This window comes from Priestia aryabhattai (assembly GCF_023715685.1).
Classification (GTDB): Bacteria; Bacillota; Bacilli; order Bacillales; family Bacillaceae_H; genus Priestia; species Priestia aryabhattai_B.
Window position 1 is genome coordinate 22177 of record NZ_JAMBOQ010000004.1, and the last position, 26707, is coordinate 48883.

Annotated in this window: 26 protein-coding genes; 20 read left to right on the plus strand and 6 right to left on the minus strand. The window is 36.5% G+C overall.

Annotated elements, in window-relative coordinates; genetic code table 11:
* The first annotated feature begins 398 nt into the window (after positions 1-398).
* The 5 genes from M3225_RS18705 to M3225_RS18725 all read left to right on the plus strand — a co-directional run bounded on the left by M3225_RS18705 (position 399) and on the right by M3225_RS18725 (position 7953).
* Positions 399-2462 (plus strand): transporter substrate-binding domain-containing protein, encoded by a 2064-nt coding sequence (locus M3225_RS18705; protein ID WP_251396192.1) that lies wholly within the window; start codon positions 399-401, stop codon positions 2460-2462.
* Positions 2434-3840 carry a sigma-54-dependent transcriptional regulator gene (locus M3225_RS18710; protein WP_251396194.1) on the plus strand — a complete coding sequence of 469 codons (1407 nt, stop codon included), beginning with the start codon at positions 2434-2436 and terminating at the stop codon, positions 3838-3840. The genes M3225_RS18705 and M3225_RS18710 overlap by 29 nt, the downstream gene beginning before the upstream one ends.
* A gap of 138 nt (positions 3841-3978) precedes the next feature.
* A complete protein-coding gene (locus M3225_RS18715) occupies positions 3979-4998 on the plus strand; it encodes a TAXI family TRAP transporter solute-binding subunit (RefSeq protein ID WP_251396196.1) in 1020 nt (339 codons plus the stop codon).
* Positions 4999-5059: 61 nt separating this feature from the next.
* Positions 5060-6397, plus strand: coding sequence for an MFS transporter (locus M3225_RS18720; RefSeq protein ID WP_251396198.1), 1338 nt, complete (start codon positions 5060-5062; stop codon positions 6395-6397).
* A 587-nt stretch (positions 6398-6984) separates the two neighbouring features.
* Positions 6985-7953, plus strand: coding sequence for an extracellular catalytic domain type 1 short-chain-length polyhydroxyalkanoate depolymerase (locus M3225_RS18725; RefSeq protein ID WP_251396200.1), 969 nt, complete (start codon positions 6985-6987; stop codon positions 7951-7953).
* A 136-nt stretch (positions 7954-8089) separates the two neighbouring features.
* Here the strand turns inward: M3225_RS18725 and M3225_RS18730 are convergent, their stop codons facing one another.
* A complete protein-coding gene (locus M3225_RS18730; protein ID WP_016763750.1) occupies positions 8090-8245 on the minus strand; it encodes an aspartyl-phosphate phosphatase Spo0E family protein in 156 nt (51 codons plus the stop codon).
* Positions 8246-8621: 376 nt separating this feature from the next.
* On the opposite strand from M3225_RS18730, the gene M3225_RS18735 reads away from it, so the two are divergent.
* Complete coding sequence (locus tag M3225_RS18735) at positions 8622-9071, plus strand: hypothetical protein (protein ID WP_251396201.1); 450 nt, start codon at positions 8622-8624, stop codon at positions 9069-9071.
* A gap of 73 nt (positions 9072-9144) precedes the next feature.
* Here M3225_RS18735 and M3225_RS18740 read toward each other — a convergent pair whose 3' ends face one another.
* A complete protein-coding gene (locus M3225_RS18740) occupies positions 9145-9285 on the minus strand; it encodes a hypothetical protein (protein ID WP_165573386.1) in 141 nt (46 codons plus the stop codon).
* Between the two features lie 524 nt (positions 9286-9809).
* On the opposite strand from M3225_RS18740, the gene M3225_RS18745 reads away from it, so the two are divergent.
* On the plus strand, positions 9810-11261 hold the full coding sequence (locus M3225_RS18745; RefSeq protein WP_251396202.1) for an NADP-dependent glyceraldehyde-3-phosphate dehydrogenase: 1452 nt from the start codon (positions 9810-9812) through the stop codon (positions 11259-11261).
* Between the two features lie 107 nt (positions 11262-11368).
* Here M3225_RS18745 and M3225_RS18750 read toward each other — a convergent pair whose 3' ends face one another.
* Positions 11369-11665, minus strand: coding sequence for a hypothetical protein (locus M3225_RS18750; RefSeq protein ID WP_013082749.1), 297 nt, complete (start codon positions 11663-11665; stop codon positions 11369-11371).
* A gap of 486 nt (positions 11666-12151) precedes the next feature.
* Here M3225_RS18750 and M3225_RS18755 point away from each other — a divergent pair, with 486 nt between their 5' ends.
* Complete coding sequence (locus tag M3225_RS18755) at positions 12152-12661, plus strand: hypothetical protein (RefSeq protein WP_251396203.1); 510 nt, start codon at positions 12152-12154, stop codon at positions 12659-12661.
* A 60-nt stretch (positions 12662-12721) separates the two neighbouring features.
* Positions 12722-13390 carry a fructose-6-phosphate aldolase gene (fsa, locus tag M3225_RS18760; protein ID WP_251396204.1) on the plus strand — a complete coding sequence of 223 codons (669 nt, stop codon included), beginning with the start codon at positions 12722-12724 and terminating at the stop codon, positions 13388-13390.
* Between the two features lie 62 nt (positions 13391-13452).
* On the opposite strand, the gene M3225_RS18765 is transcribed toward fsa, so the two are convergent.
* Positions 13453-14346 carry a sigma-70 family RNA polymerase sigma factor gene (locus tag M3225_RS18765; protein ID WP_251396205.1) on the minus strand — a complete coding sequence of 298 codons (894 nt, stop codon included), beginning with the start codon at positions 14344-14346 and terminating at the stop codon, positions 13453-13455.
* 308 nt (positions 14347-14654) lie between these two features.
* Here M3225_RS18765 and M3225_RS18770 point away from each other — a divergent pair, with 308 nt between their 5' ends.
* Both M3225_RS18770 and M3225_RS18775 read left to right on the plus strand, forming a co-directional pair.
* On the plus strand, positions 14655-15179 hold the full coding sequence (locus M3225_RS18770; RefSeq protein ID WP_251396206.1) for a DinB family protein: 525 nt from the start codon (positions 14655-14657) through the stop codon (positions 15177-15179).
* A gap of 188 nt (positions 15180-15367) precedes the next feature.
* Positions 15368-16423, plus strand: coding sequence for an aldose epimerase family protein (locus M3225_RS18775; protein ID WP_251396207.1), 1056 nt, complete (start codon positions 15368-15370; stop codon positions 16421-16423).
* A 62-nt stretch (positions 16424-16485) separates the two neighbouring features.
* Here M3225_RS18775 and M3225_RS29640 read toward each other — a convergent pair whose 3' ends face one another.
* A complete protein-coding gene (locus M3225_RS29640; protein ID WP_013056562.1) occupies positions 16486-16611 on the minus strand; it encodes a hypothetical protein in 126 nt (41 codons plus the stop codon).
* A gap of 241 nt (positions 16612-16852) precedes the next feature.
* Positions 16853-17275: a CBS domain-containing protein gene (locus tag M3225_RS18780; protein WP_251396208.1), complete on the minus strand. Its 423-nt coding sequence runs from the start codon at positions 17273-17275 to the stop codon at positions 16853-16855.
* Positions 17276-17523: 248 nt separating this feature from the next.
* Here M3225_RS18780 and M3225_RS18785 point away from each other — a divergent pair, with 248 nt between their 5' ends.
* The 9 genes from M3225_RS18785 to M3225_RS18825 all read left to right on the plus strand — a co-directional run bounded on the left by M3225_RS18785 (position 17524) and on the right by M3225_RS18825 (position 26694).
* Positions 17524-17988: a hypothetical protein gene (locus M3225_RS18785; RefSeq protein WP_251396209.1), complete on the plus strand. Its 465-nt coding sequence runs from the start codon at positions 17524-17526 to the stop codon at positions 17986-17988.
* A 485-nt stretch (positions 17989-18473) separates the two neighbouring features.
* Positions 18474-19430, plus strand: a complete 957-nt coding sequence (locus M3225_RS18790; protein WP_251396210.1) for a sugar kinase — start codon at positions 18474-18476, stop codon at positions 19428-19430.
* 83 nt (positions 19431-19513) lie between these two features.
* Positions 19514-20524: an ureidoglycolate dehydrogenase gene (gene allD, locus M3225_RS18795; protein ID WP_251396211.1), complete on the plus strand. Its 1011-nt coding sequence runs from the start codon at positions 19514-19516 to the stop codon at positions 20522-20524.
* A gap of 8 nt (positions 20525-20532) precedes the next feature.
* Positions 20533-21552, plus strand: a complete 1020-nt coding sequence (locus tag M3225_RS18800; protein WP_251396212.1) for a zinc-binding alcohol dehydrogenase family protein — start codon at positions 20533-20535, stop codon at positions 21550-21552.
* Between the two features lie 10 nt (positions 21553-21562).
* On the plus strand, positions 21563-22201 hold the full coding sequence (locus M3225_RS18805; RefSeq protein ID WP_251396213.1) for a bifunctional 2-keto-4-hydroxyglutarate aldolase/2-keto-3-deoxy-6-phosphogluconate aldolase: 639 nt from the start codon (positions 21563-21565) through the stop codon (positions 22199-22201).
* Complete coding sequence (gene uxuA / locus M3225_RS18810; protein ID WP_251396215.1) at positions 22198-23295, plus strand: mannonate dehydratase; 1098 nt, start codon at positions 22198-22200, stop codon at positions 23293-23295. The genes M3225_RS18805 and uxuA overlap by 4 nt, the downstream gene beginning before the upstream one ends.
* Positions 23271-24107 (plus strand): SDR family oxidoreductase, encoded by an 837-nt coding sequence (locus tag M3225_RS18815; protein WP_251396217.1) that lies wholly within the window; start codon positions 23271-23273, stop codon positions 24105-24107. Before uxuA ends, M3225_RS18815 begins: the two co-directional genes overlap by 25 nt.
* 142 nt (positions 24108-24249) lie before the next feature.
* Positions 24250-25251, plus strand: coding sequence for a LacI family DNA-binding transcriptional regulator (locus M3225_RS18820; RefSeq protein WP_251396219.1), 1002 nt, complete (start codon positions 24250-24252; stop codon positions 25249-25251).
* A 159-nt stretch (positions 25252-25410) separates the two neighbouring features.
* Positions 25411-26694: an MFS transporter gene (locus M3225_RS18825; RefSeq protein WP_251396220.1), complete on the plus strand. Its 1284-nt coding sequence runs from the start codon at positions 25411-25413 to the stop codon at positions 26692-26694.
* The last annotated feature ends 13 nt before the right edge of the window (positions 26695-26707 follow it).

A 26707-nucleotide genomic window follows, 5' to 3' on the forward strand; every position in this document is an offset into this window, starting at 1 on the left:
AATAACAATTTCAATTTTGTCTTTAGCTTGGGTTGCAGGACAAAAAGAGCAGCAGGATGACTAATAACGTAAGCAAATAAAAGGCACTCAAAATATGTTATAATACATTTAGCAGCTCCTTATATTTATAGAGCTAAAATTACATTACATACAACTTAACATTAAAGAAGCTAAAGGCCGAGCGTAAAAGAATATTAATTACCGAACAAAGATATTTTGTGTGCGATAACAAAAAGCCTCTAGAAAGAGGCTTTTCTTTATAGGGATGATTGACAGAATATTTCAATATCATTTTGTTTTAAGTCTTGAAACTTGAACATTTTAAGAAATACATAATAATAAAAGAAATTTTTCATTTACTTAACCAAAGATTTTTTAAAAGGAGACAGCTATATCTTATGCATGTTACACTCCGCCCGTTTTGTTTTATTTTATCTATTATCTTACTTCTAGCTTATCTTCCGGTTTCTGTAAAAGCAGAAACTGTACCCGATAAAAAAGCAAATTACGCAGCCGAAAAGAAGACATACCGCATTGCTGGAGAAAAGCACCTTGCGCCTTTTTCTTACGTGAACGACGAAGGAGTGTTTACTGGTTTTAGTATTGATATGCTCAATCAAATAGCGAAAGAAGAAAATGTGAAATTTACATATATTCCAATGGATCTTTATCAAGCAACAAAAGCTCTCCAAGAAGGCAAAATTGATGCTATTATGGGTTTGGAGTATTCAGCTAACCAAAATCAAGTGTTTAAATTTTCCGATCCATATTTTACGATGGCAGATGCCGTAGTTATTCCGAACTCCTTGAAATCTTCGGTTACATCTTTAACCGATTTACGAGGTAAAACAGTTGCGATGCGAGAAGACAAAATTTCCTTTGAGCTGCTGATGAATGTAAGAAACATAGAGTTTCAGATGGCTTTAAATCCAGAAGATGCGCTCGATCTCCTGTTTTTAAACCGGGCCGATGCGTTTTTTTCGAACAAGTGGACTGCGGAGTTTTATCTTGAGAAATCAAAGAAAAAGGGACAGTACACCGTACTAGATAATGTAGGGATACCTTCAGAGTTTGCCGTTGCAACCCGGCCTGAAAATACAAAACTCTTATCGGTAATCAACCGTTCAATTTCACATATGCAAGCCAATGGAACTTATCAAGAATTATATAGAAAATGGTTTGTTTCTTCTTCAGAAGAACGCTTAAAAGAATTGCGTAATTGGATTATTGTTCTTCTTATTATAGTTGTATTAACACTAGGTAGTTTATTTATCATATATCTTTGGAACAAGCGATTAAAAAAAGAAGTGAAAAAGCGTACATCCGCACTTGCTGATGCGAATCAACAGCTGCAGATTCAGCAAAAAGCAATTTCACAGGCGCATGCATTTCAGACACAAGTTATTAACCATATGTATTATGGAATTCTCACATTTGATCAATCGCTAAATCTTACAACTATCAATCAACGGGCGAAAGAAATTCTTCTTATAAAGGATGAAACATTTCAACCTAGTAATATTCATAAACATCCGCTTATCCAGCAAATCTTTAAAACGTATAAAACGATAAAGCAATCGCAAATGGCATTGCCATTTACAAAAGAAATTCAGCATAAACAAAATGGAGAAGTCTATTTTGTATTGTATCGAGTGATTCCGCTTTATGAAGATACAAATAAAATGAACGGTTATTTACTTACACTAGCCGATCGTTCTGAAGAAAGATTGCTTGAGAAGAAGCTGGCAACCCAAGAGAAAATGCGCGCTCTAGGTCAGCTTGTAGCAGGCGTAGCGCATGAAATTCGTAATCCGCTTACATCTGTAAAAACATTTATAGATTTGCTGCCAAATAAATATGAAAATCCAGAGTTTCGAAAAGAACTGTCTAAGCATGTTCCAGAAGCACTAAGAAGAATGAATCGTATTGTTGAAAGTTTAGTAGATTATGCCCGACCTAAATACCCTCAGAAAGTAGCTTTTGATGTAGAAACGTTTATAAACTCTGTATCGGTTATTATTAGTCCTACGTTAAAAAAGAAAGCGGTTCACTTATCCCTTGATATTGAATCAGGTATGCAGCTTTACAGTGATCCTGATCAAATCAAACAAATTATGCTAAATCTTATGTTAAATGCTCTGGACGCGATGGAAAACAGTCCTCGCAAGCAGCTCTCTATCAGGGCTGTAACACAAAATGGGTTAGGTTTTATTGATGTTAGTGATACAGGAAAAGGCATAGATGAAAAAGACATCCCACATATTATGGAACCTTTCTATACAACAAAAAAGCAGGGAGTAGGTCTTGGCTTGTCGCTATGCTATCAATGGATAGAAGAGAATAACGGAGAAATCACGATGCACACAAAACAAGGAAATGGTACAACATTTACAATTATCTTGCCTGTTACGAAAGAAAAAGGAGGATATTCATATGAAACCGACCGTTCTCATTCTAGATGATGAACCTGCTATTGGTTCATCTCTTCGTTTCGCTCTAGAAACTAACTATGAAGTGACCAATCTTACAGAAGTACCGGAAGCTTATCAATTTTTACGCAGTCAGCCTGTACATGTTGTTTTGTTGGATTGGCGCCTCGGCGAATACAATGGGCTTGAAGTGCTGAGTAAAATTAAAGATATTCAGCCTCAAACATCCATTATTATGATGACAGCTTATGGCACGATTGAATCTTCTATAGAAGCTATTAAGAGGGGAGCGTATCATTACATTACGAAGCCTCTTGATATTGAAGAGCTTCATATCTTAATCGAAAAAACGCTTGAACACCAGGAACTTCATGATAAAGTTCGTGAACTAAGTGAAACGATTGAGAAAATAAAAGGCTATGATCAAATGATTGGTGAAAGTGCAGCCATGAAACAAGTTTTTTCGATTATTAATAGAGTAAAAGACATTGATTCGAACGTGCTTATATTTGGTGAAAGCGGCACTGGCAAAGAACTAGTAGCGCGAGGGATTCACCGGCAGGGAAAGAGAGCAAACGGACCATTTATTTCCGTTAACTGTGCGGCTATTCCAGAGACTTTACTTGAAAGTGAACTTTTTGGTTTTGTAAAAGGCGCTTTTACAGGAGCTACTCGCAATCAAAGCGGGAAAGTAGCCGCAGCTGATGGAGGAACTCTTTTTTTAGATGAAATTGGTGAAATGCCCCCGTCTTTGCAAGCAAAAATGCTTCGATTTTTACAAGAAAAAGAAATAACGCCTCTTGGCTCATCAGAAACAAGAAAAGTAGATGTTCGTATTGTGAGTGCCACTAATAAAGAATTAAATCGTATGGTAAAGGAAAATGGCTTTCGTGAGGATTTATATTTCCGCTTAAATGTCATTCCCATCACACTACCGCCATTACGTGAACGAAAAGAAGATATAGCGCTTCTTATCCCATACTTTTTGCAGAAATACTCAGAAGAAATGGAGAAACCGCTTTGCGTGCTTTCTTCAGATGCATATAAAAAGCTTTTAACGTATGATTACCCGGGAAATGTAAGACAGCTAGGAAACATTCTTGAATATGCCGTTGCTATGACCAAAGATGGAACGATTATGGAAAAAGATTTACCTATAACCGTTCAACACGAACAGGAGACCTCTTTGTCACGCTATGAGAACTTCACTGAAGAAATAAAATCGATTAAAATTCCAATTAATTACACGATGAAAGAAGCAGAACAGCTGATCATCGAGTCAGTCCTTGAAGAGTGTGGAGGCAACCGTAGAAAAACAGCTCAGGCACTTGGTATCAGTGAACGAAGTATCCGTAACAAACTTCATCTTTATCGCACAATTCAACAAAAGGAGGAAAAAAATGCCGAGTAGGAACATATTTCCGTTTCTACCCGGCATTTTTTGCCGGGTTCTTGTCAGTTTCTGTGCCATTTAAGGGATTTTTTGTTGGCACGAAAATTGCAATATATTATTGTAAGCGCCCACATTAAAGAAAATAGAGGTGAATAAATGAAAAAATATATAGCGGCGGCGCTCGTTTTCTGTTTGATATTTATCATAGCAGTTTTAAATAGAGATCTACTAGCTATTGATCAAAAAAAAGAGAACAGCACTGACTCTAACATAAAGGCTAGTGAAGAGGTTGATAACAAACCGCTTACCATTTTGACCGGAGGACCAACAGGTGTTTACTTTCAGTTAGGCAATGCTCTAGCCAGAATTTATGGAGAAAAGCTAGGAATTCAAGCTAGTGTACAGACGACGGAAGCTTCTGTAGAAAATATTAGTAAAGTTGCGCAAAAAAAAGCCGAGCTTGGTTTTTCTATGGCCGATATGCTGGCAAGTTCTCAGGAAAAAGAAGAAGCCGTAATTAATAAGAAAGATTTATCTAATGTAAGAGCAGTGGCCTCTTTATATCCAAACTATATGCAAATTGTATCTCTTAAGTCAGCTAAAATTCATACGCTTCAAGACTTAAAAGGAAAAAATGTGGTGGTAGGAGCGCTCGGCAGCGGTACAGAGGTATTGGCCATGCGAATTCTAAAAGAAATGCATATCAGCACGCAGGATTTTCATGCACGGTTCTTACCTTTTTCTGAAGGAATTGAAGGAATTAAAAATGGAACTGCAGATGCAGCTTTTCTTTCTTCTGGATATCCTAACTCGGGAATAACAGAGTTAGCTTCAACAAACGAGATTGAACTGATTTCAGTGCCTGAAGAAGTGACAGAAAAATTAAAAAAATCATACCCGCCACTAGGAATTGGGATGATTCCGGCTGATACATATAAGGATGTCAACACAGAAACAAAAACAGTCATGGTTAACAACCTTTTGATTACCAATAAAGATATGCCGCAAAAAAAAGTATATGAGCTGACAAAAGCTTTGTTTGAAAATGTAAAAACGCTTGAGCAAACGAATAGCTCTGCTGAAAAAATAACGTTAGCAAAAGCTGCAGAACAACTTCCTTTACCGTTGCACCCAGGTGCCAAAAAGTATTACAAAGAAAAAGGCATTATAAAGTAAGCTAAATCTCTATCAAAATAGTACAAAAGAAGATATTAATCAAAGAAAAGAGGGATTAATCATGGCTCATACTAGTGAAGCTGCAAACAACAGGCGTATTACAAGTAATATTTTCAAAGGGTCTGTTGGAAATTTAATTGAATGGTACGATTGGTATGTTTACTCTGCTTTTGCCGTCTATTTTTCATCGCAATTCTTCCCAGAAGGTGATTCAACAAGTCAGCTGCTTAACACAGCCGCAATCTTTGCCGTCGGTTTCTTGATGCGTCCAATTGGTAGTTTATTAATGGGACGCTACGCGGATCGATATGGTCGTCGGGCTGCGCTTACCTTGTCTATTACCATCATGGCGAGCGGTTCTTTCATTATCGCTTGTACTCCTAACTATGGCACAATAGGGTTATTATCTCCCATTATTCTAGTATTAGCACGGTTGCTTCAAGGAATCTCCTTAGGAGGAGAGTACGGAACGTCTGCCACTTATCTTTCTGAAATGGCAAGTAGCGGGCGAAGAGGATTTTATTCAAGCTTTCAGTATGTGACGCTTGTTGCGGGTCAGCTGGTAGCATTAGGTGTTCAAATTATTCTGCAAAACGTTCTTAGTGAAGCAGATATGATTTCATGGGGCTGGCGTATTCCTTTTGTTATTGGAGCCATCGGAGCGCTAAGCGTTTTATGGCTGCGCCGTACAATGGATGAGTCAGAACAATTTTCTAAAATGGACTCTAAAAGCCGTGAAAATGCAGGGACTATTAAAGCACTTATGAAGCATCCTAAAGCAGTGTTAACCGTTATTGGCTTAACATTAGGAGGAACGGTCGCTTTTTATACGTATACAACGTATTTGCAGAAATTTATGGTAAACAGTGTAGGGCTGGATAAAGGAGTCGTGAGCTGGATTAACTTCTGTGCGCTGCTTGTATTTGTTGTCATCCAGCCAATAGCAGGTATGCTATCTGATAAAATTGGACGCAGACCGCTGTTAATGAGCTTTGGTATTTTAGGAACGTTACTGACTGTACCGCTGTTTCTTTTTATGAAGCAAGCTCACAACCCAGTCATGGCTTTTTTATTAATGACAATCGGACTTGTCATTGTAACAGGTTATACATCTATTAATGCTATTGTAAAAGCTGAGCTTTTCCCGACAGAGATTCGAGCTCTTGGTGTAGGATTACCGTACGGGCTTACAGTTGCTATATTTGGAGGCACAGCAGAATTTATCGCACTATGGCTAAAAAGTATCGGCCATGAATCACTTTTCTTTTTCTATGTAGCAGGGTGTATTGCCATCAGCTTTCTTGTTTATTGGCGTATGGGAGAGTCCTCTAAAGATTCATACATAGAATCTGAACTGAAGACAGATGACAATGTACCGCCTAATAACATCAGTCTTTAATTTTGGTTAAAGAAATAATCGTTTGATAACATAAAAAAGGACTGGCTTTTTATGGCCAGTCCTTTTTTTACCCTTAAAAAATATTTATTTTGTAGTCGGTTCAGAATATGGAAAGATAGGGTCTTTCAAGCTAAATTCACGCGTGCCTTCTTCGATAAGACCAACTGTTTTATCGCTATCGTAAAGGACTAACATTGTATTAAACATACTAAGTGACTATTCTTACTAACCTATCCGTGCTGCACAACTTTTTTCTGTAGTAGGAATTTTGTCTATTATTTGGTGGTAATAAGTGCTTGAATGATCTCATTCCAGTAATGTTTAAAACCAGGCTTTACTTTCGTCATTTTGAACACTCCCTTTAAAATTTTCCCGATTGGATAGTCGTTATATTAAGTTTAATAAAATTACCTAAAGTTGTTATCCAACGCAGAGCGTAATTTACTCTATGAATTTGTACGACTAAAGAATGAAGAGAAAAATAATTAGAGGCATATAAAAAAGATCAGCTACATAATAAAAGGATTATTTTGTGATATAACGAAATAGAGAGTGTATACAACAGAAATAGAGAGAGGGTAAACTTCGTGAATACTTTATGTTCCTTTTTTATGAGCCCAGTTTTAACTGCTTCTACGTTTTTAATAGAATTACAGAGCGTGTTCTTTCGTCCTATTTGGAAAGAGTATAATTATGATGATTATTTTACCTATAAGGTGTATGTTCCAAGTACATATACTGGATTTAGTAAAGTACCACTAATCGTTATGCTTCATGGATGTCAACAAGATGCAGATGATTTTGCTGCGGGTACGGAGATGAATAAGCTAGCAGAAGAAAAAGGCTTTATTGTTCTCTATCCTCAAATGAATTACTTTGCTAATTCCAACGGGTGCTGGAATTGGTTTTATGAGTATAACCAATTTCGCGGTAATGGAGAGCCAGACATAATAAAAGATATGATTGATCACATAACCACTAAATATGCTATTGATTCTACTAATATATACCTTGCTGGCATGTCAGCTGGAGGCTTTATGGCAAATTTGATGGCTATTGCTTATCCTGATGTATTTAAAGCGGTAGGCATTCATTCAGCAGGCAGTAATGCGTATGCTGTAGATCTCATCACAGCTGCACAAGTCATGCTATACGGCTCTTTAAATCCTGAACTTGACGGTGATGAAGCTTATAAGAAGATGGGACCTTATGCACGGCCTATTCCCATCATTACCTTTCATGGTCAATCAGATACAACAGTCAATCCGATTAATGCATCTACATTAATTCAGCAGTGGATTTATACATACAAGTATTTCGGTCTAGACCTACATGAAAATGCTACTTCTTATACTTCAAGAGAAAACGAAAATCATTATAGCTACATAATGTATGACTACGCAGATGCAAAAAATAAAATCTGGATGAAAAAAATTATGGTAGAGGACATGGGGCATGCATGGTCTGGAGGAAATGATAATGGATCAGATACCGATCCAAAAGGTCCCAATGCTTCAAAAATGATGTGGGATTTTTTCGAAGCGCAGAACAGCTAAATAGAGCATGAAAGAGCGATCACAATGTACCACTAAATAATATCAGCCTTTCATTTTTTTGAAACGAATAACCGTCTACCAACAGCAAAAAAGGATCTTATCGAAAGATCCTTTTTCTGTTATTAACCAGCATTTCTTAACAAGTAGCTTCAAACCGATTTAACAATACATCTAGATCCTGACTGATTTTAATCGTATTACTACTTGTAAACCCTTCTTCTAGGGCAATCATCATCATCATTTTCCGTATAAATTCTATCTTAATCAGCAGTAGTCTACATTTGAAACACATTAAGTTTCCTCCACTTGCCACGGCTTAAATTGTTGAATCATTTATATACAAACGTTTCATTTCTGAACATATAGCCTAGAAAATATAGTAACAAATAGATAGTGTCGAAGTCTGTCGTATTTTAAATTCGAATATCTTCACTTAAAAAGAATTAGCTTTTAACCGTTTTGTTATGCTTCTTATAGCGCTAATAAACCAGATAGGATTGTACTTATGAGCTGCACCTTGAAGCTGTGCCATAAGCTCTGTTTTAATTATGATTGTTCCACCAACTGTAAATAACTCACGGAGTAATAGATCTTATCCTATTTTTTGGATATAGGCATAATCCCATTACATTTAGGCATGTTAACATAAGAAAGGGGAATTTAATAATATGCCTAATGTCATCAGAATTCTTCAATTGTTTCTTCCGTGGATTTCTATTTTATTTATGCCGAAAAAATCAATTAGAACCTATTTTCCCGCTTCTCTTTTTGCCTCATCGTTAGTCATAGGGATGTGCTCATTAGCTATTCCTTATAAGTGGTGGAGTGTAAAAGGAGGATGGAAAGAGAAAATTTTAAACGATAGCATTTTTATTTTTGGCCCCTTTTTGGTCGGGACATTGTGGATCTTTCATTTTACGTTTGGCAGCTTTAAACGATTTTTCTTCGTTAATTTACTTATGGATTCGTTATTTGCTTTTCCGTTAAGCTACTTATATCAAAAATTAAACTTATTTACGTTAGTCAACTTTAAGCCAAAACATATCTTTTTTTCGTTTATTGGTTTTTGTTTAACTATGTATGGCTATCAGGCACTGACAAGTAAGGATAAAGGGTGAAGACCGCTTCTAACCGCTATAAACTTTGTAAAAAACACAATAAAAAAGCGTCTGTTAAGACGCTTAAGACTCTTTATATATAATACATATACTGCTCTTCTTTATTGGCATTTGTTGTTTCATGGATTATTTCTTCCGGGATATTGGACGTCCGGTTAGTAAAAAGCATAAACAAAGCAATAATTGATGCCACAAAACCTAAAGTAACAATCACAATAAATCCCTCCCTTTAGAATATATATTCTACTTTCATCTTCATTTTCCTATATTTATTTTATACCCTTATTTTATTTTCTCAACACATAGAATAAAAAGAGTATATGCATCGCCTGGATATCCATCCAAAGTAAATACAATCAAGGGAGCTTAAAACAGACATTTCACTTAAAAAAGTAGGAAACCATAAAGATTTCTTCGTATTGAGGATATGAATCATTAAAATTATTAATCGTTGAGATAACTTATTTGTATTGTACGAATGAAAGAAATTTATATATATTAAAAATACGAAATATTCATTAAATTATACGAGGCTTTGTTTTGAGTTAAAAAGAAAAAAGCTGCTGCTTTAAAGGCAACAAGTAAGCAGTATAAGATTAAGGAAGTTACACGGGATATAAAAGTTATAGAAATGAATACCAGTAGAATTCCTTTTGCTCAAATATTCACAGAGTTTTCATTCATAAAAAGACTGAAAATTCTGATAATAAATTTCATTTTTATTAAGGGGGACTTTTTATGACAACAACGGTTTTAAATGTATCAACTTATTCTTTTTATCTTAACGGTGAGTGGAAAGAAAGCAAATCAGGGCAGACGATCGATATTGTCTCTCCATACCGTCATGATGTGATTGGAAAAGTGCAAGCTATCACAAAAGAAGAAGTCGATGAAGCGGTACATGCCGCACAGAAAGCTCAGAAGGGGTGGGCAGAAACTTCTCTGCAAGACCGTGCAAAATATTTATATAAGTGGGCAGATGAGCTGGTAAAAATGCAGAGTGAAATTGCCGAAATTATTATGAAAGAAGTTGGAAAAAGCTTAAAAGATGCAAGGAATGAAGTCGTGCGCACAGCTGATTTCATTCGTTATACAGTTGAAGAAGCACTTCATATGAATGGAGAAAGCATGAAGGGAGATAGTTTTCCTGGAGGTTCTAAGTCTAAAGTTGCCATTGTTGAACGTGTACCTTTAGGGGTTGTCCTCGCGATTCCTCCATTTAATTATCCGGTAAATTTGTCAGCTGCTAAGCTGGCGCCTGCACTTATTTCAGGAAATGCAGTTATCTTCAAACCCGCAACGCAGGGAGCGATCAGCGGTATTAAAATGATTGAAGCTCTTGATCAAGCAGGTATTCCACAAGGACTTGTAAACGTCGTAACGGGTCGTGGATCTGTAATTGGTGATTACTTGGTTGAACATAAAGGCATTAACATGATTTCGTTTACCGGAGGAACAAATACGGGTACTCAGTTAGCTAAAAAGGCAGGCATGATTCCTCTTGTACTAGAACTTGGAGGAAAAGACCCTGGTATTGTATGTGAAGATGCAGATTTACAAGAAGCAGCAAAACATATTATAAGCGGAGCATTTTCTTATTCCGGTCAGCGCTGTACAGCCATTAAACGTGTACTTGTGCATGAAAAAGTGGCAAACGAGCTCGTTGCTATTTTAAAAGAAGAAGTACATAAATTATCAGTGGGTTCTCCTGAAGATGGATGTACGATTGTTCCATTAATTGATAGTAAGTCAGCGGACTTTATTCAGATTTTAATTGCAGATGCGCTCGGAAAAGGTGCAACAGTTGTGACTGGGAACAAGCGTGAAGGCAACCTTATCTATCCTACTCTTTTAGATGATGTGAATGATACAATGCGTGTAGCATGGGAAGAACCATTTGGTCCTGTGTTACCAATTATCCGCGTCGCTTCCGACCAAGAGGCCATTGATATAGCAAACGAATCAGAATTTGGCTTACAAGCAAGTGTTTTTACAAAAGATATTAATAAAGCCTTCTCAATTGCAAATAATATTGAAGTCGGTTCCGTTCAAATCAACGGCCGCACAGAACGCGGTCCCGATCATTTTCCTTTTATCGGTGTAAAAGGATCCGGTATGGGCGCTCAAGGCATTCGTAAAAGTATTGAATCGATGACTCGTGAAAAAGTAACTGTATTAAATCTTCAATAATTGAATTCCCAGAGCTCTCCAAATCGAGCCAGTAGAGTGTAGAGAATCTCATGGGGAAAAAGCCTGTGCTCCAAAAAGCACAGGCTTTTAAACGTCTTATTTACCTATCACTCGATTCCATCTTTATAGTTCTTATGCCAGTTTTTATCACCTTTGTGCTCGATATCCTCAACGGTTTTTTCAAGCTCTGACATGATGAGTGTTTTCACTTGATAAATGGTATCAAAAAAAGCTTTCTCTTCATCCGGATTCGGCTTTATTTTGGCTGCTGCCGAAATATCAACATATCTGCGATGTTCAGTTGTTAATTTATCAAGCGCATCAAAAATATGAGAGGTCAGAACAGCAACCTCCTTATGATTATCAGGCAGCTTTTCTTTTAGTGTTTCAATTCTCTTATCCATGTTAACATCCCCTTATTTCTAACTTGTTGTATTTATGTAACTTTCCCACTAATAAAAACGAATAACCTTAAACGGCAAAAATTAATGGGAATTAGCACGTGAAACAAAATTATACTACAGGATATCATGTTAAAGTGAAAAAACGGTGAAATGAGTGGGTATATTCTTTGCAGAGAGGGTATGTAATAAAAGCCAGTTTAATTACCTTAAGAAACATTGAAGCATGCAATCAACATTAAAAATTCATCTATTTTTAATAGCTAATGACCTTTTTTGACTAATTCTTGCAATTTTTATGACTTTTTTTGAATGAATTTGATTGTTTTTGATGTTTTTTTGAATAATCTGATATATAATGAAAGCGTAAACAGTAAAACATGTCGGTTGATTAAGAAAAACATCCACAAAAACGGGATTAGTTATTACATAAAATCAGACCTCTGTTTTTTATAAAAATAAATAGAATTTGAGAAAAGGAGAATGAGGATGGACATATTGGATGCAAAAGTAGTAAATACAAAGTACGGTTTAGAGACATATCTGGATGTACCAGAAAGCGTGGAAATAAAAGAAATTCATATGCCGAGTTCAGATAACCAATCTCATAAAATTAAATTTGGAATTAAGTATTTTCTTTTAAGAGAAGGAAAGTATTACGATAGCCAAAAAGGTTATTTTTGGATTTGTATGAATCACGATTTTAGCAGCCTTATGCTGAGTGAAACAGAAACAGAGAGTTTGTTTGCGGTTAAAAGTGAAGAAGAAAGAGAAGCAACAAAAACACTATTAGCAGAATGGTTTATTCAAACAAATGCATACAAAGAAGTCATCAACGAATGTATCCATCAGATTAAGACGGAGAATATTCGTACAGAAGAAGACATTGAAGACCGAGTGGACGCAATACAATTTTTAGAAAAATTAAAGTTATTAACTGCAAAAGAGATTGAAAACGCTTCTATAGAAAACCTATATGCGCTGCAACAAATTGGCTAGGCTATAGTTTGCGTACGTTGAAATGTAGATTTATGTACAACAATAAGGAGGAATAGTGAGATGAAATTTTTTATTGATACAGCAAACCTTGAGGATATTAAGAAAGCATACAAAGTAGGTGTTCTAGCTGGTGTGACAACCAATCCGTCTTTAGTAGCAAAAGAAGGCGTAAGATTTGAAGACCGCATTGAAGAAATCCTTCAAATGGTACCGGAAGTTGAATCCGTTTCCGCTGAAGTAACGCCTGACGCCCTTTCTGCTGAAGACATGATTGCTCAAGCTGAAGAATTGATTAAAATTAACGACGGAGATAAAAATATTACGATTAAACTGCCTATGACATTGGCTGGCTTGGAAGCGACGCGCTACCTTGCAAAAAAAGGCGTAAAAACAAATGTAACCCTAATCTTCACAGTAAACCAAGCGCTTTTAGCAGCTCGTGCTGGAGCGACTTATGTTTCTCCATTTTTAGGACGTCTTGATGACATTTCAGAAGACGGGGTACAGCTAGTATCTAAAATCGCTGAGTTATTCCGCGTTCAAAATATTGAATCTCAAGTTATTGCAGCATCTGTAAGGCATCCGGACCATGTAACGCGCGTAGCGCTTGCAGGGGCTCATATTGCCACAATTCCATACGCTGTTATTGAGCAACTAGCAAAACATCCGTTAACAGACCAAGGGATGGAAAAGTTTGCAGCAGATTGGGAAAAAGCAGTTAAAGCTTAACAAAAAGTCATATCAATAAAAAAGCTTGGGCTAAGCATAGCTTATTCCAAGCTTTTTATCGTTTAACTAGCTAGTTTCTTTTTTCGTAACCGCTCTAAGCGTCGCTGCACGCTATTTCTTGAACGCCCGAGCAGCTGCCCAATTTCTCGCTGATTGCGCTTTTCCTGATAAAACATACGCCACAATCTGGCATCTTCTTCTGCTGTCCACTTTTTATGCTCGTATTTAGGTCGCTTTACATAATCTAGTTTTCTTTGGTCATCCACCCATGCAGGCTCTGGAATAAGCGTATTTTTAGGTATTTTAAAAAAGTTAAGGCACGTTTTATTTTGTTCGGCCCACTTCCAAAAAGATTGAATGTCAATTCCCATGAATTTTCTTGTCTTGGCGATGATTATTTTATACGGTAGCTTCTCTTTATGAATCCACTTGTAAATTGTATGAACATCCACTTCAAGACAAGCTGCTAGTTCACACGCTGTAATGTGTCCTACGTGCGATTTAGCTCCATACACCTCTAAACGACTTAACCTCGATTCTAGTGCTTGCACACTTCGCTGTAATTTAGCTGATATGTGCGAAAGGGGTTTTACTCCGTAATACCTTAGCAAATAATCGTCTTCTTGTAGCGTCCATCTCCGCATCGCCGTTTTTCGTGTTAGTCGCAAAACTTTTATGCGCGTAGCAATAGAAGAAGGACTTCTGCCTAAGGAGTGTGCCATTTCACGGTTATTCATGATATCAATATTCTGTTGTAAAAAAGCATCTTGTTCAGGCGTCCATTTTTTACGTAAAGCTGTATCTGAATCACGAAGATTTAATCGAGTAAGTCGTTTATTAACTGATTCCTTACTTCTATGTAAATGCTCACCCATCTTTTGAAGCGTCATAACACCATAGTGCTCGATGAGAAAGGTATCTTCTTCTTTTGTCCATCGCTTTTGATTTTGACTCATTGTTGTCTCCCTCCAATTCACACGGAAAGCTCAAGATGAAAAAGTCGCTAGCAATCTATTTTACGGATGAGCAGTGCCTATTCAGACTGATACTCACTGCGTTCTAGCCTATGTATATTTTATCATATTTCTACAGAAAAACCAAACGTATGTTCTATTTAAGTGAGCATAAGGTAAGTAGAAGAATAGCTCCTTCCTTTAATAGAAGCAAATTGTGATAAAATTGACTATAATCGCAAGAATCCTTACATAACTGACAGCTCATTATTATTACGTTGAAAGTCATATTTGTCGAAAGGGGAATTTACATGAATTTTAATTTAAAAGAAGCGATAGAAATACTTGATCATACGCCACAAACGCTTGAAAAACTTTTGTCTGGGTTATCTGCAGGGTGGCTGCAATATAATGAAGGAGAAGGAACTTGGAGTACCTCCGAAGTCATAGAGCATTTAATAGAAGCAGAAAAAAACAATTGGATACCAAGGCTAGAATTCATCCTTCAAGAAGGAAAAGAGGGAGCTTTCCCTCCGTTTGACCGCTATGCCCATTTAAACAAGGAATCTACTAGTTCTATTGAAGAGAAGCTTCTTGAGTTCAAAATGATAAGAATACAGAATTTATGTCAACTAAAGCTGCTAGTTAAGCACGAAAAACATCTTGAAGTGAGGGGAGAACACCCGGAGTTTGGGGAAATAAAAGTCAGAGAGTTACTCTCGACGTGGGTTGCTCATGATTTAACGCATATTGCGCAAATTGTTCGAGTAATGGCAGAACGATACAGAGAAGATGTAGGACCTTGGGAAGAATACTTAGGAATACTGAAGAAATAGCAATGATAAACAGTAGCCAGCCTTTATCATTCAAGCTTGAATTAGGAAATGTACACGATTACAATAAAATGAGAATAATGAAGATTCAGGAAGGAGTACGGAGGGAACTATAAGAACATATCCGAGGTTTATAACATTTAGGGTCCGTTAAGCGATTTACGAATAAAAGAGGATTGGACTGATTAAAAATGAAAGTAAATTCAGAGAAATTTGGCGAACTAAATAATCAAGCTGTACATGCTTATACCTTACTAAATGATGAAGGGCTTAAAATCACCTGCCTTGACTATGGATGTGTGATATCAAATATTGAAATGCCGGATTCTGAAGGGAAGATTGAAAGTGTTGTCTTGGGACTTGATTCAATAGAAGAATACCAAAAGTATTCTCCTTATTTCGGAGCTGTGGTCGGACGCGTAGCAGGACGTATAGGGGGAGCAGCGTTTCAGCTTAATGATGAAACCTATCGTCTAGAGAAAAATGAAGGAAACAACCATTTGCATGGCGGGTCAGAAGGGTTTAGCCACAAAATATGGAATGCCAAAACAATTGAGGCAAGTGATCATGCAGGTGTTGAATTTACATATTTAAGTAAAGACGGAGAAGAAGGGTACCCCGGCAACCTTGAAGTGAAAGTTACGTATACATTAACTAATAAAAATGAGTTCCATATTTCTTACGAAGGAACAACAGATCAAGATACTCTTATCAATTTAACAAATCATACGTATTTCAATTTAAGCGGAAATCTAAAAGAAACGGTCTTGGATCATGTTTTGAAGCTGAAAAGTAACGAATTCTTAGAGTTGAATGATGATCTTTTACCTACTGGAGAAACGATAAATGTCACAGATACCCCATTTGATTTTAGAAAAGGACATAGTCTCAAGGAAGGAGTGGAATCCACTCATCCGCAAAATGTATTAGTTGGTAAAGGATACGATCATCCTTTTCTTTTAGAAGAAGAAACAGAACATCAGATGTCATTATTTGATCCTGCAAGTGGTCGCAAAGTAGAAATCAAAACGGATCAGCCTTCAGTAGTTCTCTATACGGGAAATCATCTAGACGAAGAATTCGAAATTAGAGGTGTTCACTCAGAGAAATACCTTGGTGTTTGCCTAGAAACACAAGGTTTACCAGACGCTATTCATCATAAGCATTTTCCTTCTTGTGTATTAAAGCCTGGTGAGAAGTATGAAGCATATACTCACTATACATTTATAACTGATCGCAGCCTGTAACACAGCGGGATGATAAAAAGGATTACAAACGGGTCTCTACCGGTTGTAATCCTTTTTTATTGTTACTTTTTCTTTTGGCTTTTTGCACGATTAGCATCAAGCTCAGCCGCATATTCCTCTTGAGACTTTCCTTGCTTTTGACTCTCAGATTGAATCTTTTTAAATTTGTTATCGTTTAAATTTGGCATGTTAGCACCTCCTTGTAGACAGGGTTATTTTGTACAGGAAGTATGGATTTATACACTAAAAATAGGATAAGAAATAGAGTTTTAAGCTGATATTATAAAGAGGTTTTGCAGAAATATGACGATAATCATGAAGAGTTAAACATTTTATCCAAAAGAGAAAAAGCTCAACTAGGGTGTCATAATAAAAAAGAGCTTGGAATCATACTTGTTATTCCAAGCTCTTTCAACATGCTGAAATGTGTTAATGAACTTGATTAGAAATTTCGCTTAATGCTGCACCAGCTTCATCAACATATACATTTACTGTCGCAAGGTCACCGATTGCGCAGATTCCAACCATATCATTATTCTCCACTACAATAATGCGGCGAATTTGATGATCAGCCATCATACGTGCACACTCATGAATATCAGTATCCGGAGAACAAGTAATTACATCTTTAGTCATACAATCATGGCAATGAACAGTATTACAATCTTTTCCGTCCGCCACGCAATTTAACACGATATCACGGTCTGTAATCATTCCCATTACTCGATTTTCTTGACACACTGGCACAGAACCACAATTAATATCACGCATTAACTTTGCAGCTGCTGTTACTGGGTCATGCGGTGCACAAGCTTTCACATCTTTGGTCATAACTTCACGTACTGTAGTCATTTTTAATTCCTCCTTTTAAATCATTCACCTTCGTATTTTCTCCATGCACATGCAGAATATGAGAATCAATAATTTCCTGAAAGCGAAAACGTACAGGGTTTAAAATGAAGAAAGGAAGAAACCTTTTAATAAAAGGCGAATAAAAGAACTAACGCAGTGTAGTAAGCACATAAAAACAAGCCTATTACATAAACTAAAGATGATATAATCTAGCTTACATTTTCGTAACGGCAGGAGTTGGGTACATAATGAAAGGAAAGTTAATGCTTTTGGCAGTACTTTTATTGCCTTGGCTGTCTATAATAAAAGTTGATAAATTTGTCTTTAAAAGATACCTACCTGTTTTGACCTTTAGTTCATTAGTTATTGCCTTTATCAGTGAGTTATCTAAAAGCTTTACTTGGTGGAAAGTGAAGAAACCTCTTTTTCCTAAACTTTCAAGCGACATTTCTTTTCTCTTTGGACCATTTTTTATAGCTACTTTTTGGGTGTTCAAGTTAACCTACGGAAGTTTCAAAAAATATTTGTTGCTTAACGTTCTATTTGATTATCTATTTGCTTATCCTTTGACCAGTCTGGCAGAAAAACTAAAGGTATACAAAATGGTAAACATGACGCGTTTTCAACTTTTTTTAATCTCAATTGCGACTGCTCTTATTAATTATTTATATCAGCATTTTATAGAAGATGTATTAAGGCAGAGAAGACAATAGCTGATATATTACCATGCCAATTTCAAATTAATGCTTAATAAAAAAGATTTATTAAACACACGGAAGCAAATTAATTTTCTAAGGTTAATTTTACGATAGAGTATTTCTTATCGCTAAAATAATTTACAAATTTCTAAAAGCAGAGGTAAAACACAAATCAGCTATTTTTAAATGAGGAGTGAAAATTTATTTATTTTAAATATTATACAAATATCCTAAAAATAGGGTCATTTATGCAATAACTAGAGTAGAAAGTGATTTATTTTTCTGAATTTTTATAATAATAATTGTTTTTATTATTGAAAATGTAAGTGCTTTCAATTATACTTTTAATAAATCGATTTACAAAACCGGTTTACAAAACCGATTTACTTTAAAAACTTTGTTTAACTTTAGACACACTCAATTGTTTATTTGGCTTTAACAAGATTAGCTAGTACATCATATAAGAAAAGTTATATCTAGTCAGAAAGGTAGGCGATTTAATGTCCTCTACATGTGGTGTTTTCACTTTAGGTGATGCTATGATTACTCTCAACCCATCCATAACAGGACCTCTGCGATTTGTACCAAATTTTGAACGAAAGGTGGGAGGGGCTGAACTTAATTTTGCTGTTGGCTGTGCACGACTTGGGCTACGTACAAAATGGCTGAGTCGTTTAGGAAAAGATGAATTTGGTCGTTTCATTTATAACTTTGCACGTGGTGAAGGAATAGATATGGAGTACGTTTCGTTTATAAATGGCTTTTCTACATCTCTAAACTTTAAAGAAATTAGAGAAGATGGTTCAGGAAAAACTTTTTATTATCGACATCAGTCTCCGATTTTAACATTAGAACCAGAAGATATTCAGGAGACGATGTTTGAGAACATTCATTTAATACATATAACGGGTGTGTTCTTAGCTATAGACTATAAAAATATTGAAATTGTCAAAAGGGTAATTGAAATTGCGGCAAAAAGAGGAATCCCTGTTTCATTCGACCCTAATATAAGACTGAAGTTATGGACAATTGAAGAGGCACGATCCGTTTATTTTGAAATTTTTCCACATGTTGATATTTTGCTAACTGGACTTGATGAAATAAAGATGATCACAGAAAGTAATTCTGAAAGTGAGTTAGCAAACCTAGCCAGACGTTACAGTATCGATCAACTTGTAATCAAAGACGGTGCGAATGGTTCGAAGGTATACAGCAATGGAAAGTGGTATCGAAAGACTGCTTTTAAAGTTAAAGCGATAGACACAGTCGGTGCAGGAGATGGTTTTGATGCTGGCTATGTATATGGATATTTACATGGATTACCTTTAGATGAAAGACTAGAACTTGGGAATAGTGTAGGAGCTCTAGTTACGACTGTATCAGGAGATAATGAAGGGTTGCCTTACTTAGAAGAAGTTTCAGCTTTTATGCAGAAAGAAGCGATTATTGAAAGGTAGATTAATAGAAGTTATCAGAATATAAATCTGGTTATTCTAACTATTTAAATGGTAATTTTAATTTTCATGTAGGGGGGATAAAAATGTCCACAGTAACTGTACCAGTGGAAGAAGTCAAACAGCTAGTTATTGAAAAGTTCACTGAGGAAAAGATAAACAAAGCGTACGCAGAAAAAATTGCAGACGTTTTGATTCACGCAGATTTGAGAAATGTAAATTCACATGGTGTATTAAGAACAGAGCACTACATAAATCGTTTGCGAGCGGGTGGAATTAATTCTGATGCTAACATTTCTTTTCGTTCTACGGGACCTGTAACTGGAATTGTTGACGGAGATGACGGGTTTGGTCATGTAATTGGTGATATTGCTGTTAATCATGCGATTAAGATGGCTCGTGAAAATGGAGTTGGCATGATTACTGTTATAAACAGCAGCCACTGCGGTGCATTAAGTTATTTTGTTCAAAAAGCAACAGAAGTCGAATTAATTGGAATGGCCATGACACACACAGATAGGATTGTTGTACCGTTTGGAGGAAAAATACCTTTTCTTGGAACGAATCCAATTGCTTATGGTATACCTGCAAAAACAAAAAAGCCATTCATTCTTGATATGGCCACCTCCAATGTAGCTTTCGGAAAAATTCTTCAAGCGCGTGAAGAAGGAAAAGAAATTCCTGCAAGCTGGGGAGTAGACAAGAATGGTGTTCCTGTCACAGATCCTAACAAGGTCGTTTCTCTTTCTACATTTGGCGGACCTAAAGGGTACGGTTTATCTGTGATTGTAGATGTATTTTCTGGATTGCTATCCGGAGCTGCATTTGGCCCTCACATTAGTAAAATGTACGGCGATCTTGATAAAAAAAGAAAGCTTGGTCACTATTTTTGTGTAATAAATCCTTCTTTCTTTACAGATAAAAATCACTTTTTAGAACAAATGGATCAAATGATAGAAGAGCTTCAGCAAGTACCGCCCGCTCCGGCAACTGAACGTGTATATGTGCCAGGAGAAATTGAACAGTTACATGAAGAAAGAAACCTAGAACAAGGGATTACGATCGCCTCAAGTGTATATGAATTTCTAAAGAAGTAGGTGGAAAAATGAAAGCGGTTCAAATCAAACAAGCTCATAAACTCGTTATCCAAGAAACAGAAAAACCAAAAATTTTAAATCCTACAGATGTTTTAGTTAAGACAAAGCGAGTGGGAATTTGCGGATCTGATATGCATATCTATCATGGTACAAATCCCCTTGCTACTTTACCACGTGTCGTTGGTCATGAAGTAGCAGGAGAAGTTATGGAGATTGGTAAGAGCGTTACCGGTATCCAAATTGGTGATCATGTAGTTGTAGAACCTATTAATTACTGTGGGGGGTGCTACGCATGCCAAAAAAAGAGGCCAAACGTGTGTGAAAATCTATCCGTGTTCGGTGTTCATGAAGATGGCGGTATGAGGGAATGGTTCGTACTTCCAGAGAAGCAACTTCATGTCGTAGACTCAACTCTCCCCTGGGAAGAAATCGTATTGGCAGAACCTTACACTATAGGTGCCCAAGCTGTTTGGAGGGGTGAGGTAGAAAAAGGAGATACGGTACTTATTCAGGGAGCAGGACCTATTGGGATTTGTATATTAAAATTAGCAAAACTTCAAGGGGCAACTGTGATGATGACAGATTTAAGTGAAGAGCGATTAGGGTTTGCGAATGAAAATGGAGCTGATGTTACCGTTCATGCTGGGCAGGAAGACGTTCGACATCGAGTTAAAGAATGGACTAATGGAAAAGGAGCAAACGTAGTAATTGATGCCGTGTGCTTACCAAATACGTTTCAATTGTCCTTTGAAGTAGTATCTGCTGCAGGAAGGATAGTCGTGCTTGGATTTGACGAAAGACCTTCTGCTATCCCGCAGCTGCCTATTACTAAAAAAGAAATAACAGTAACAGGATCGCGATTGCAAACAAATCAATTTCCAAAAATTGTTCAATTATTAAATGGAAAGAAGCTTTGTCATAACGGTTTAATAACGCATCAATTTGCATTAGAGGAAGTACAAGAGGCGTTTAAATTTGTAGAAGCACATCCAGAACAAGTTCGTAAAGCCATTATTGTATTTGACTAAGGAGGAAAAAATGAATAAATATTCAACTGTTAACGCATTAACAAATACAAAGGTAGTCGCTGTCATTCGTGGGAAAGATGCGAATGAAGCAACTGAATTATCTAAAGCAGCGGTAGAAGGCGGTATTAAAGCAATCGAGTTAACGTATACTACTCCTCAAATTGAAGATACATTTAGAGCCTTAAAAGAGCTAGATGTCCTTTTAGGAGCAGGTTCTGTACTAGATTCAGAAACAGCTCGTCATGCTATTTTAAATGGTGCAAAATTTATTGTAAGTTCTCACTTTGTTGAAGATGTGGCTAAACTTTGCAATCGATACGGTATTCCTTATATGCCCGGATGTATGAGCATTCGAGAAATGGCTAGTGCTCTTGAACTAGGATGCGACATTCTTAAACTATTTCCTGCAGGTCACTTTGATCCATCTTTTATTAAAGCAGTAAATGGTCCTCTACCTAACGTAAAAATTATGCCTACAGGCGGAATTAACTTAAATAACATGGAAGAATGGCTAAACGCAGGTGCTGTAGCCATTGGTATTGGGAGTGATTTAAACAAAGCTTATCAAAATGGTGGGTATGAAGCTGTTGTTCAATTAAGTAAGAAATATATGGGGAAAAGTATTACACTAACGGAGGTGTTATCATGAATATTACCTTTAGATGGTATGGAAAAGGAAATGATACAGTTACTTTGGAACAGGTTAAACAAATTCCCGGGGTAAAAGGAATTGTTTGGGCATTGCATGAAAAGCCTGTAGGGGATGTATGGGAAATAGAAGAAATCCAAAAAGAAATCGAGTATATTCAATCATTTGGTTTTCATACGGATGTTGTTGAAAGCGTTAATGTTCACGAATCTATTAAATTAGGGAATGCAGAGCGAGAACTTTATATCGAGAACTATAAACAGACAATTCGTAATCTCGCAGAATTTGGTGTCAAAGTCATTTGTTATAACTTTATGCCAATCTTTGACTGGACTCGTACTGAAATGTTTCATCCTTTAGCGGATGGATCTACTGCCTTATTTTATGAAAAAGGAAAAGTAGAAAATATTGATCCTAAAGAGCTAATTCATACTGTGACAGCAGCCTCAGATCTGACGTTACCTGGGTGGGAGCCTGAAAAGCTGGATCACATTTCTGAGCTATTTGAGGCTTACAAAAAGATAAACGAAGATTTATTATGGGAAAATTTAGAGTTTTTCCTTAGAGAAGTATTACCTGTGGCAGAGGAATGTGGAATTAAATTGGCCATTCATCCGGATGATCCACCTTGGTCTATTTTTGGGTTACCGCGTATTATTACAGGCGAAACAAGCTATGAAAAATTGATGGCTATATCCGGTTCACCATCTAACGCGTTCACTTTATGTACAGGATCAATGGGCGCTAATCCTAAAAATAATATGGTGGAGATTGCTAAAAAATATGCTTCCCGTTCGCCTTTTGCCCATGTTCGCAATGTAAAAATCTATGAGAACGGCGACTTTGTAGAAACTTCTCATTATACACAAGATGGATCCATCAACATTCAAGGTGTTGTAGAAGAATTAAGCAATCAAAACTATAGCGGTTACGTAAGACCTGATCATGGTCGTCATATTTGGGGAGAAGTTTGTCGCCCTGGCTACGGGTTATATGACCGAGCCTTAGGAATCATGTACTTACTTGGTCTATGGGATGCTCATCAAGTCAATAAGGCAGGGGAGAAAGAATGGGTTCAATTCACGAAAATTTAACTGGAAGAGTTGCTGTAATTACTGGGGGTAGCGGTGTACTTTGTTCTAAAATGGCACAAGAATTAGCAAGGCAAGGTATGAAAGTAGCTATCTTGAACAGAACTATCGATAAAGGAAGAGAAGTAGTTAATGAGATTACAGAATTAGGTAGAACGGCTATTTCCGTTAAGGCCGATGTGTTAGATAGAGATTCTTTATTACATGCAAGAGAAGAAATTCTTAAAACATTTGGCCGTATTGATTTACTTATTAACGGTGCGGGTGGGAATCATCCTGATGCTATTACAGAGGGAGAAAAATATAGCGAAAAGGTGGAGGAAAAAACATTTTTTGATTTAGACGAAAATGGTTTTTCACAAGTGTTTTCTAGTAATTTCATAGGAACGTTTTTAGCTAGTCAAGTTTTTGGAAAAGCTTTATTAGAAGCGAGGTCCCCTGTTATTATTAATATTTCTTCTATGAGTTCATATGCACCGATGACAAAAGTACCAGCCTATAGTGCTGCTAAAGCTTCTATTAATAACTTTACCATGTGGATGGCTGTTCATTTTGCTGAAGCTGGCTTACGAGTAAATGCTATCGCTCCAGGATTCTTTTTAACAAAACAAAATCGAGATTTATTGCTTAATAATGATGGAAGCTTAACAGAAAGATCCAACAAAATTATCACTTCGACACCAATGAAGCGGTTTGGAAAACCAGAGGATTTACTTGGAACATTACTTTGGCTTGCAGATGAAACGTATTCCGGCTTCGTTACGGGTATCACAGTACCAGTTGATGGAGGGTTCATGGCTTACGCAGGCGTCTAGACTATGATATCCATTGTCAAATTGAGCCGTAAAAATAAAAACTATCAACAAATAATTGTAAATACATTCCTAATACAATAAAATATTGTTTGATTACATGAATCATGGATCAATTACTCTTTATAAGTTAGGGATGAATGATATGACCAAGGTAACTATTGCAGATGTAGCTAAACATGCTAAGGTATCCAAAAGTACAATCTCTCAGTTTTTGAACAAGCGATATGAACATATGAGTGAAAAGACCAGAAAAAAGATTGAAGAAGCAATTAAAGATTTAAACTATGAACCTAATATTTTGGCCCGTAGTTTAAAGCAAAAATCGACGTTTACAGTAGGAGTTGTTGTTGCGAATATACTTCATACGTTTTCAACTCAAATTATACGTGCAATAGAGAACTATTTTTACAATCAGGGATTCCATATCATTGTTTGTAACGCTGATGATGAGCCGGATAAAGAAAAAAATTATATTCAAATGTTAAAAGCAAAACAAGTAGATGGTATTATTATTTTCCCTACAGGAGGCAATCCAGACTTATATAAGCGAATGAAAAAAGAAAATTTTCCTATTGTATTTATGGATCGAACCATTCAGGAACTTGAAATCGCTACGGTCATGCTTGATAATCACTTAGCGGCTAAGCTGGCAATTGATCACTTTGTTGAAAAAGGATATAAGGATATTGCTATTGTAACTACGTCCATCATTCGAAATATTAGCCCGCGGGTGGAGCGGATCGAAGGATATAAATCTTCATTATTGTTACATGGAATAAACCCCAATGAAGATTATATTAAAACAGCAGATATAGAAAAGATTTCAGAAGCGCTTTCTGAATTATTCATTTTATCCCAGCCGCCTAAGGCAATATTAGCAGGGAACGATATCGTTCTTAATGAAGTTCTGCAATATATAAAAAAAGAAAACTTAAGAATACCACAAGACCTAGCCGTTATTGGTATTGACGAGGTATCGTTTGCAAAGCTTTATACGCCAACAATTACCACTATTAAACAGCCAACCGTGCAAATGGCGAATTTAGCAGCAGAACTTCTTTTTAATCAAATCAATAAAACGGATAAAATCGATACTAGCATCCATCGTTTGAAACCAGTTCTGCTTCTTGGCACTTCTTGTTAGAAACCATCAAGCAAAAAAGGAACACTTTTTTGCTTGGTTCTTAGTAAATCGATTTACTTTTAAAATCACCTTACTTGAAGAAAGAAATTATTTAACTTTGGCTTATAATGGAATCGCTTTCAAAAAAGCAATGGGCTGTACAAACAAAGGGGGGTATTTATGTTTTCACAAGGAAAAGGCATTGTCATTTTATTTTTGTTTTTAGCAGGAATTATTAATTACCTAGATCGTTCTGCATTATCGATTGCAGCTCCTTTTATTCAAGATGATTTATCTCTTACGCCCACTGAGATGGGAATTATTTTTAGTAGTTTCTCTGTAGGTTATGCAATTTTCAACTTCCTTGGAGGAATGGCTTCTGACAAATATGGTGCTAAGCTAACGCTTTTTGTAGCTATGATTGTATGGTCAATATTTAGCGGTGCTCTTGTCATTGCTGTAGGCTTTGCAAGTATGATTGCTATTCGAGTTTTATTTGGGATGGGTGAAGGTCCACTCTCCGCTACAATAAGTAAAATGGTAAATAACTGGTTTCCATCAAGCAATCGTGCAACTGTTATTGGTTTGACTAACAGCGGTACACCCCTTGGAGGAGCTATCTCTGGTCCGATCGTTGGTTTTATTGCCATTGCATATGGCTGGAAAGTGTCCTTTATTGCCATTATGTTAATTGGAATCATTTGGGCTGTTTGCTGGTGGAAATTTGTTAAAGAAAAGCCTTCGAATACATCAGAAGAGATGAAGATGCAAGAAATTCCTGCAGCAACAGAAAGTAAATTGAAGCTAACTTTTTACTTGAAACATAAAACTGTGTTATTTACAGCATTTGCGTTTTTTGCTTACAACTACATTTTGTTCTTTTTCCTAACTTGGTTTCCAAGTTACTTAGTAGATGCGCGCGGCCTTAGTGTTAAAGAAATGAGTATTACTACCGTCATTCCTTGGATTCTCGGTTTTATTGGTCTGGCTCTAGGAGGCTTTGTATCGGATTTCTTCTCCAAAAAATTCGCTCAAAAAGGAGTGCTGTTCTCACGTAAGCTGGTGCTTGTCACATGTTTATTTTTATCAGCCGTTTGTATAGGTGTAGCAGGCCTTGTAACAACTACAGTCAGTGCGGTCACACTCGTTGCACTTTCCGTATTCTTTCTGTACTTAACAGGAGCTATCTACTGGGCAATCGTTAACGATGTAGTAGACAAAAATAACGTTGGATCCGTAGGAGGGTTTATGCACTTCTTGGCTAATACGGCTGGAATCATTGGTCCTACGTTAACCGGTTTCCTTGTTGAGAGATCAGGAACTTACACTGCTGCCTTTTTACTTGCTGGAGGATTAGCAGTATTTGCCTCACTTGCGGTTATTCGATTTGTACGTCCAATTGTAAAACCAACAGCACAATTTGTTTCCAAAGATGTTAATTTGAATTCTAAGACAGGGCTGTAGAATTAGATAAAAG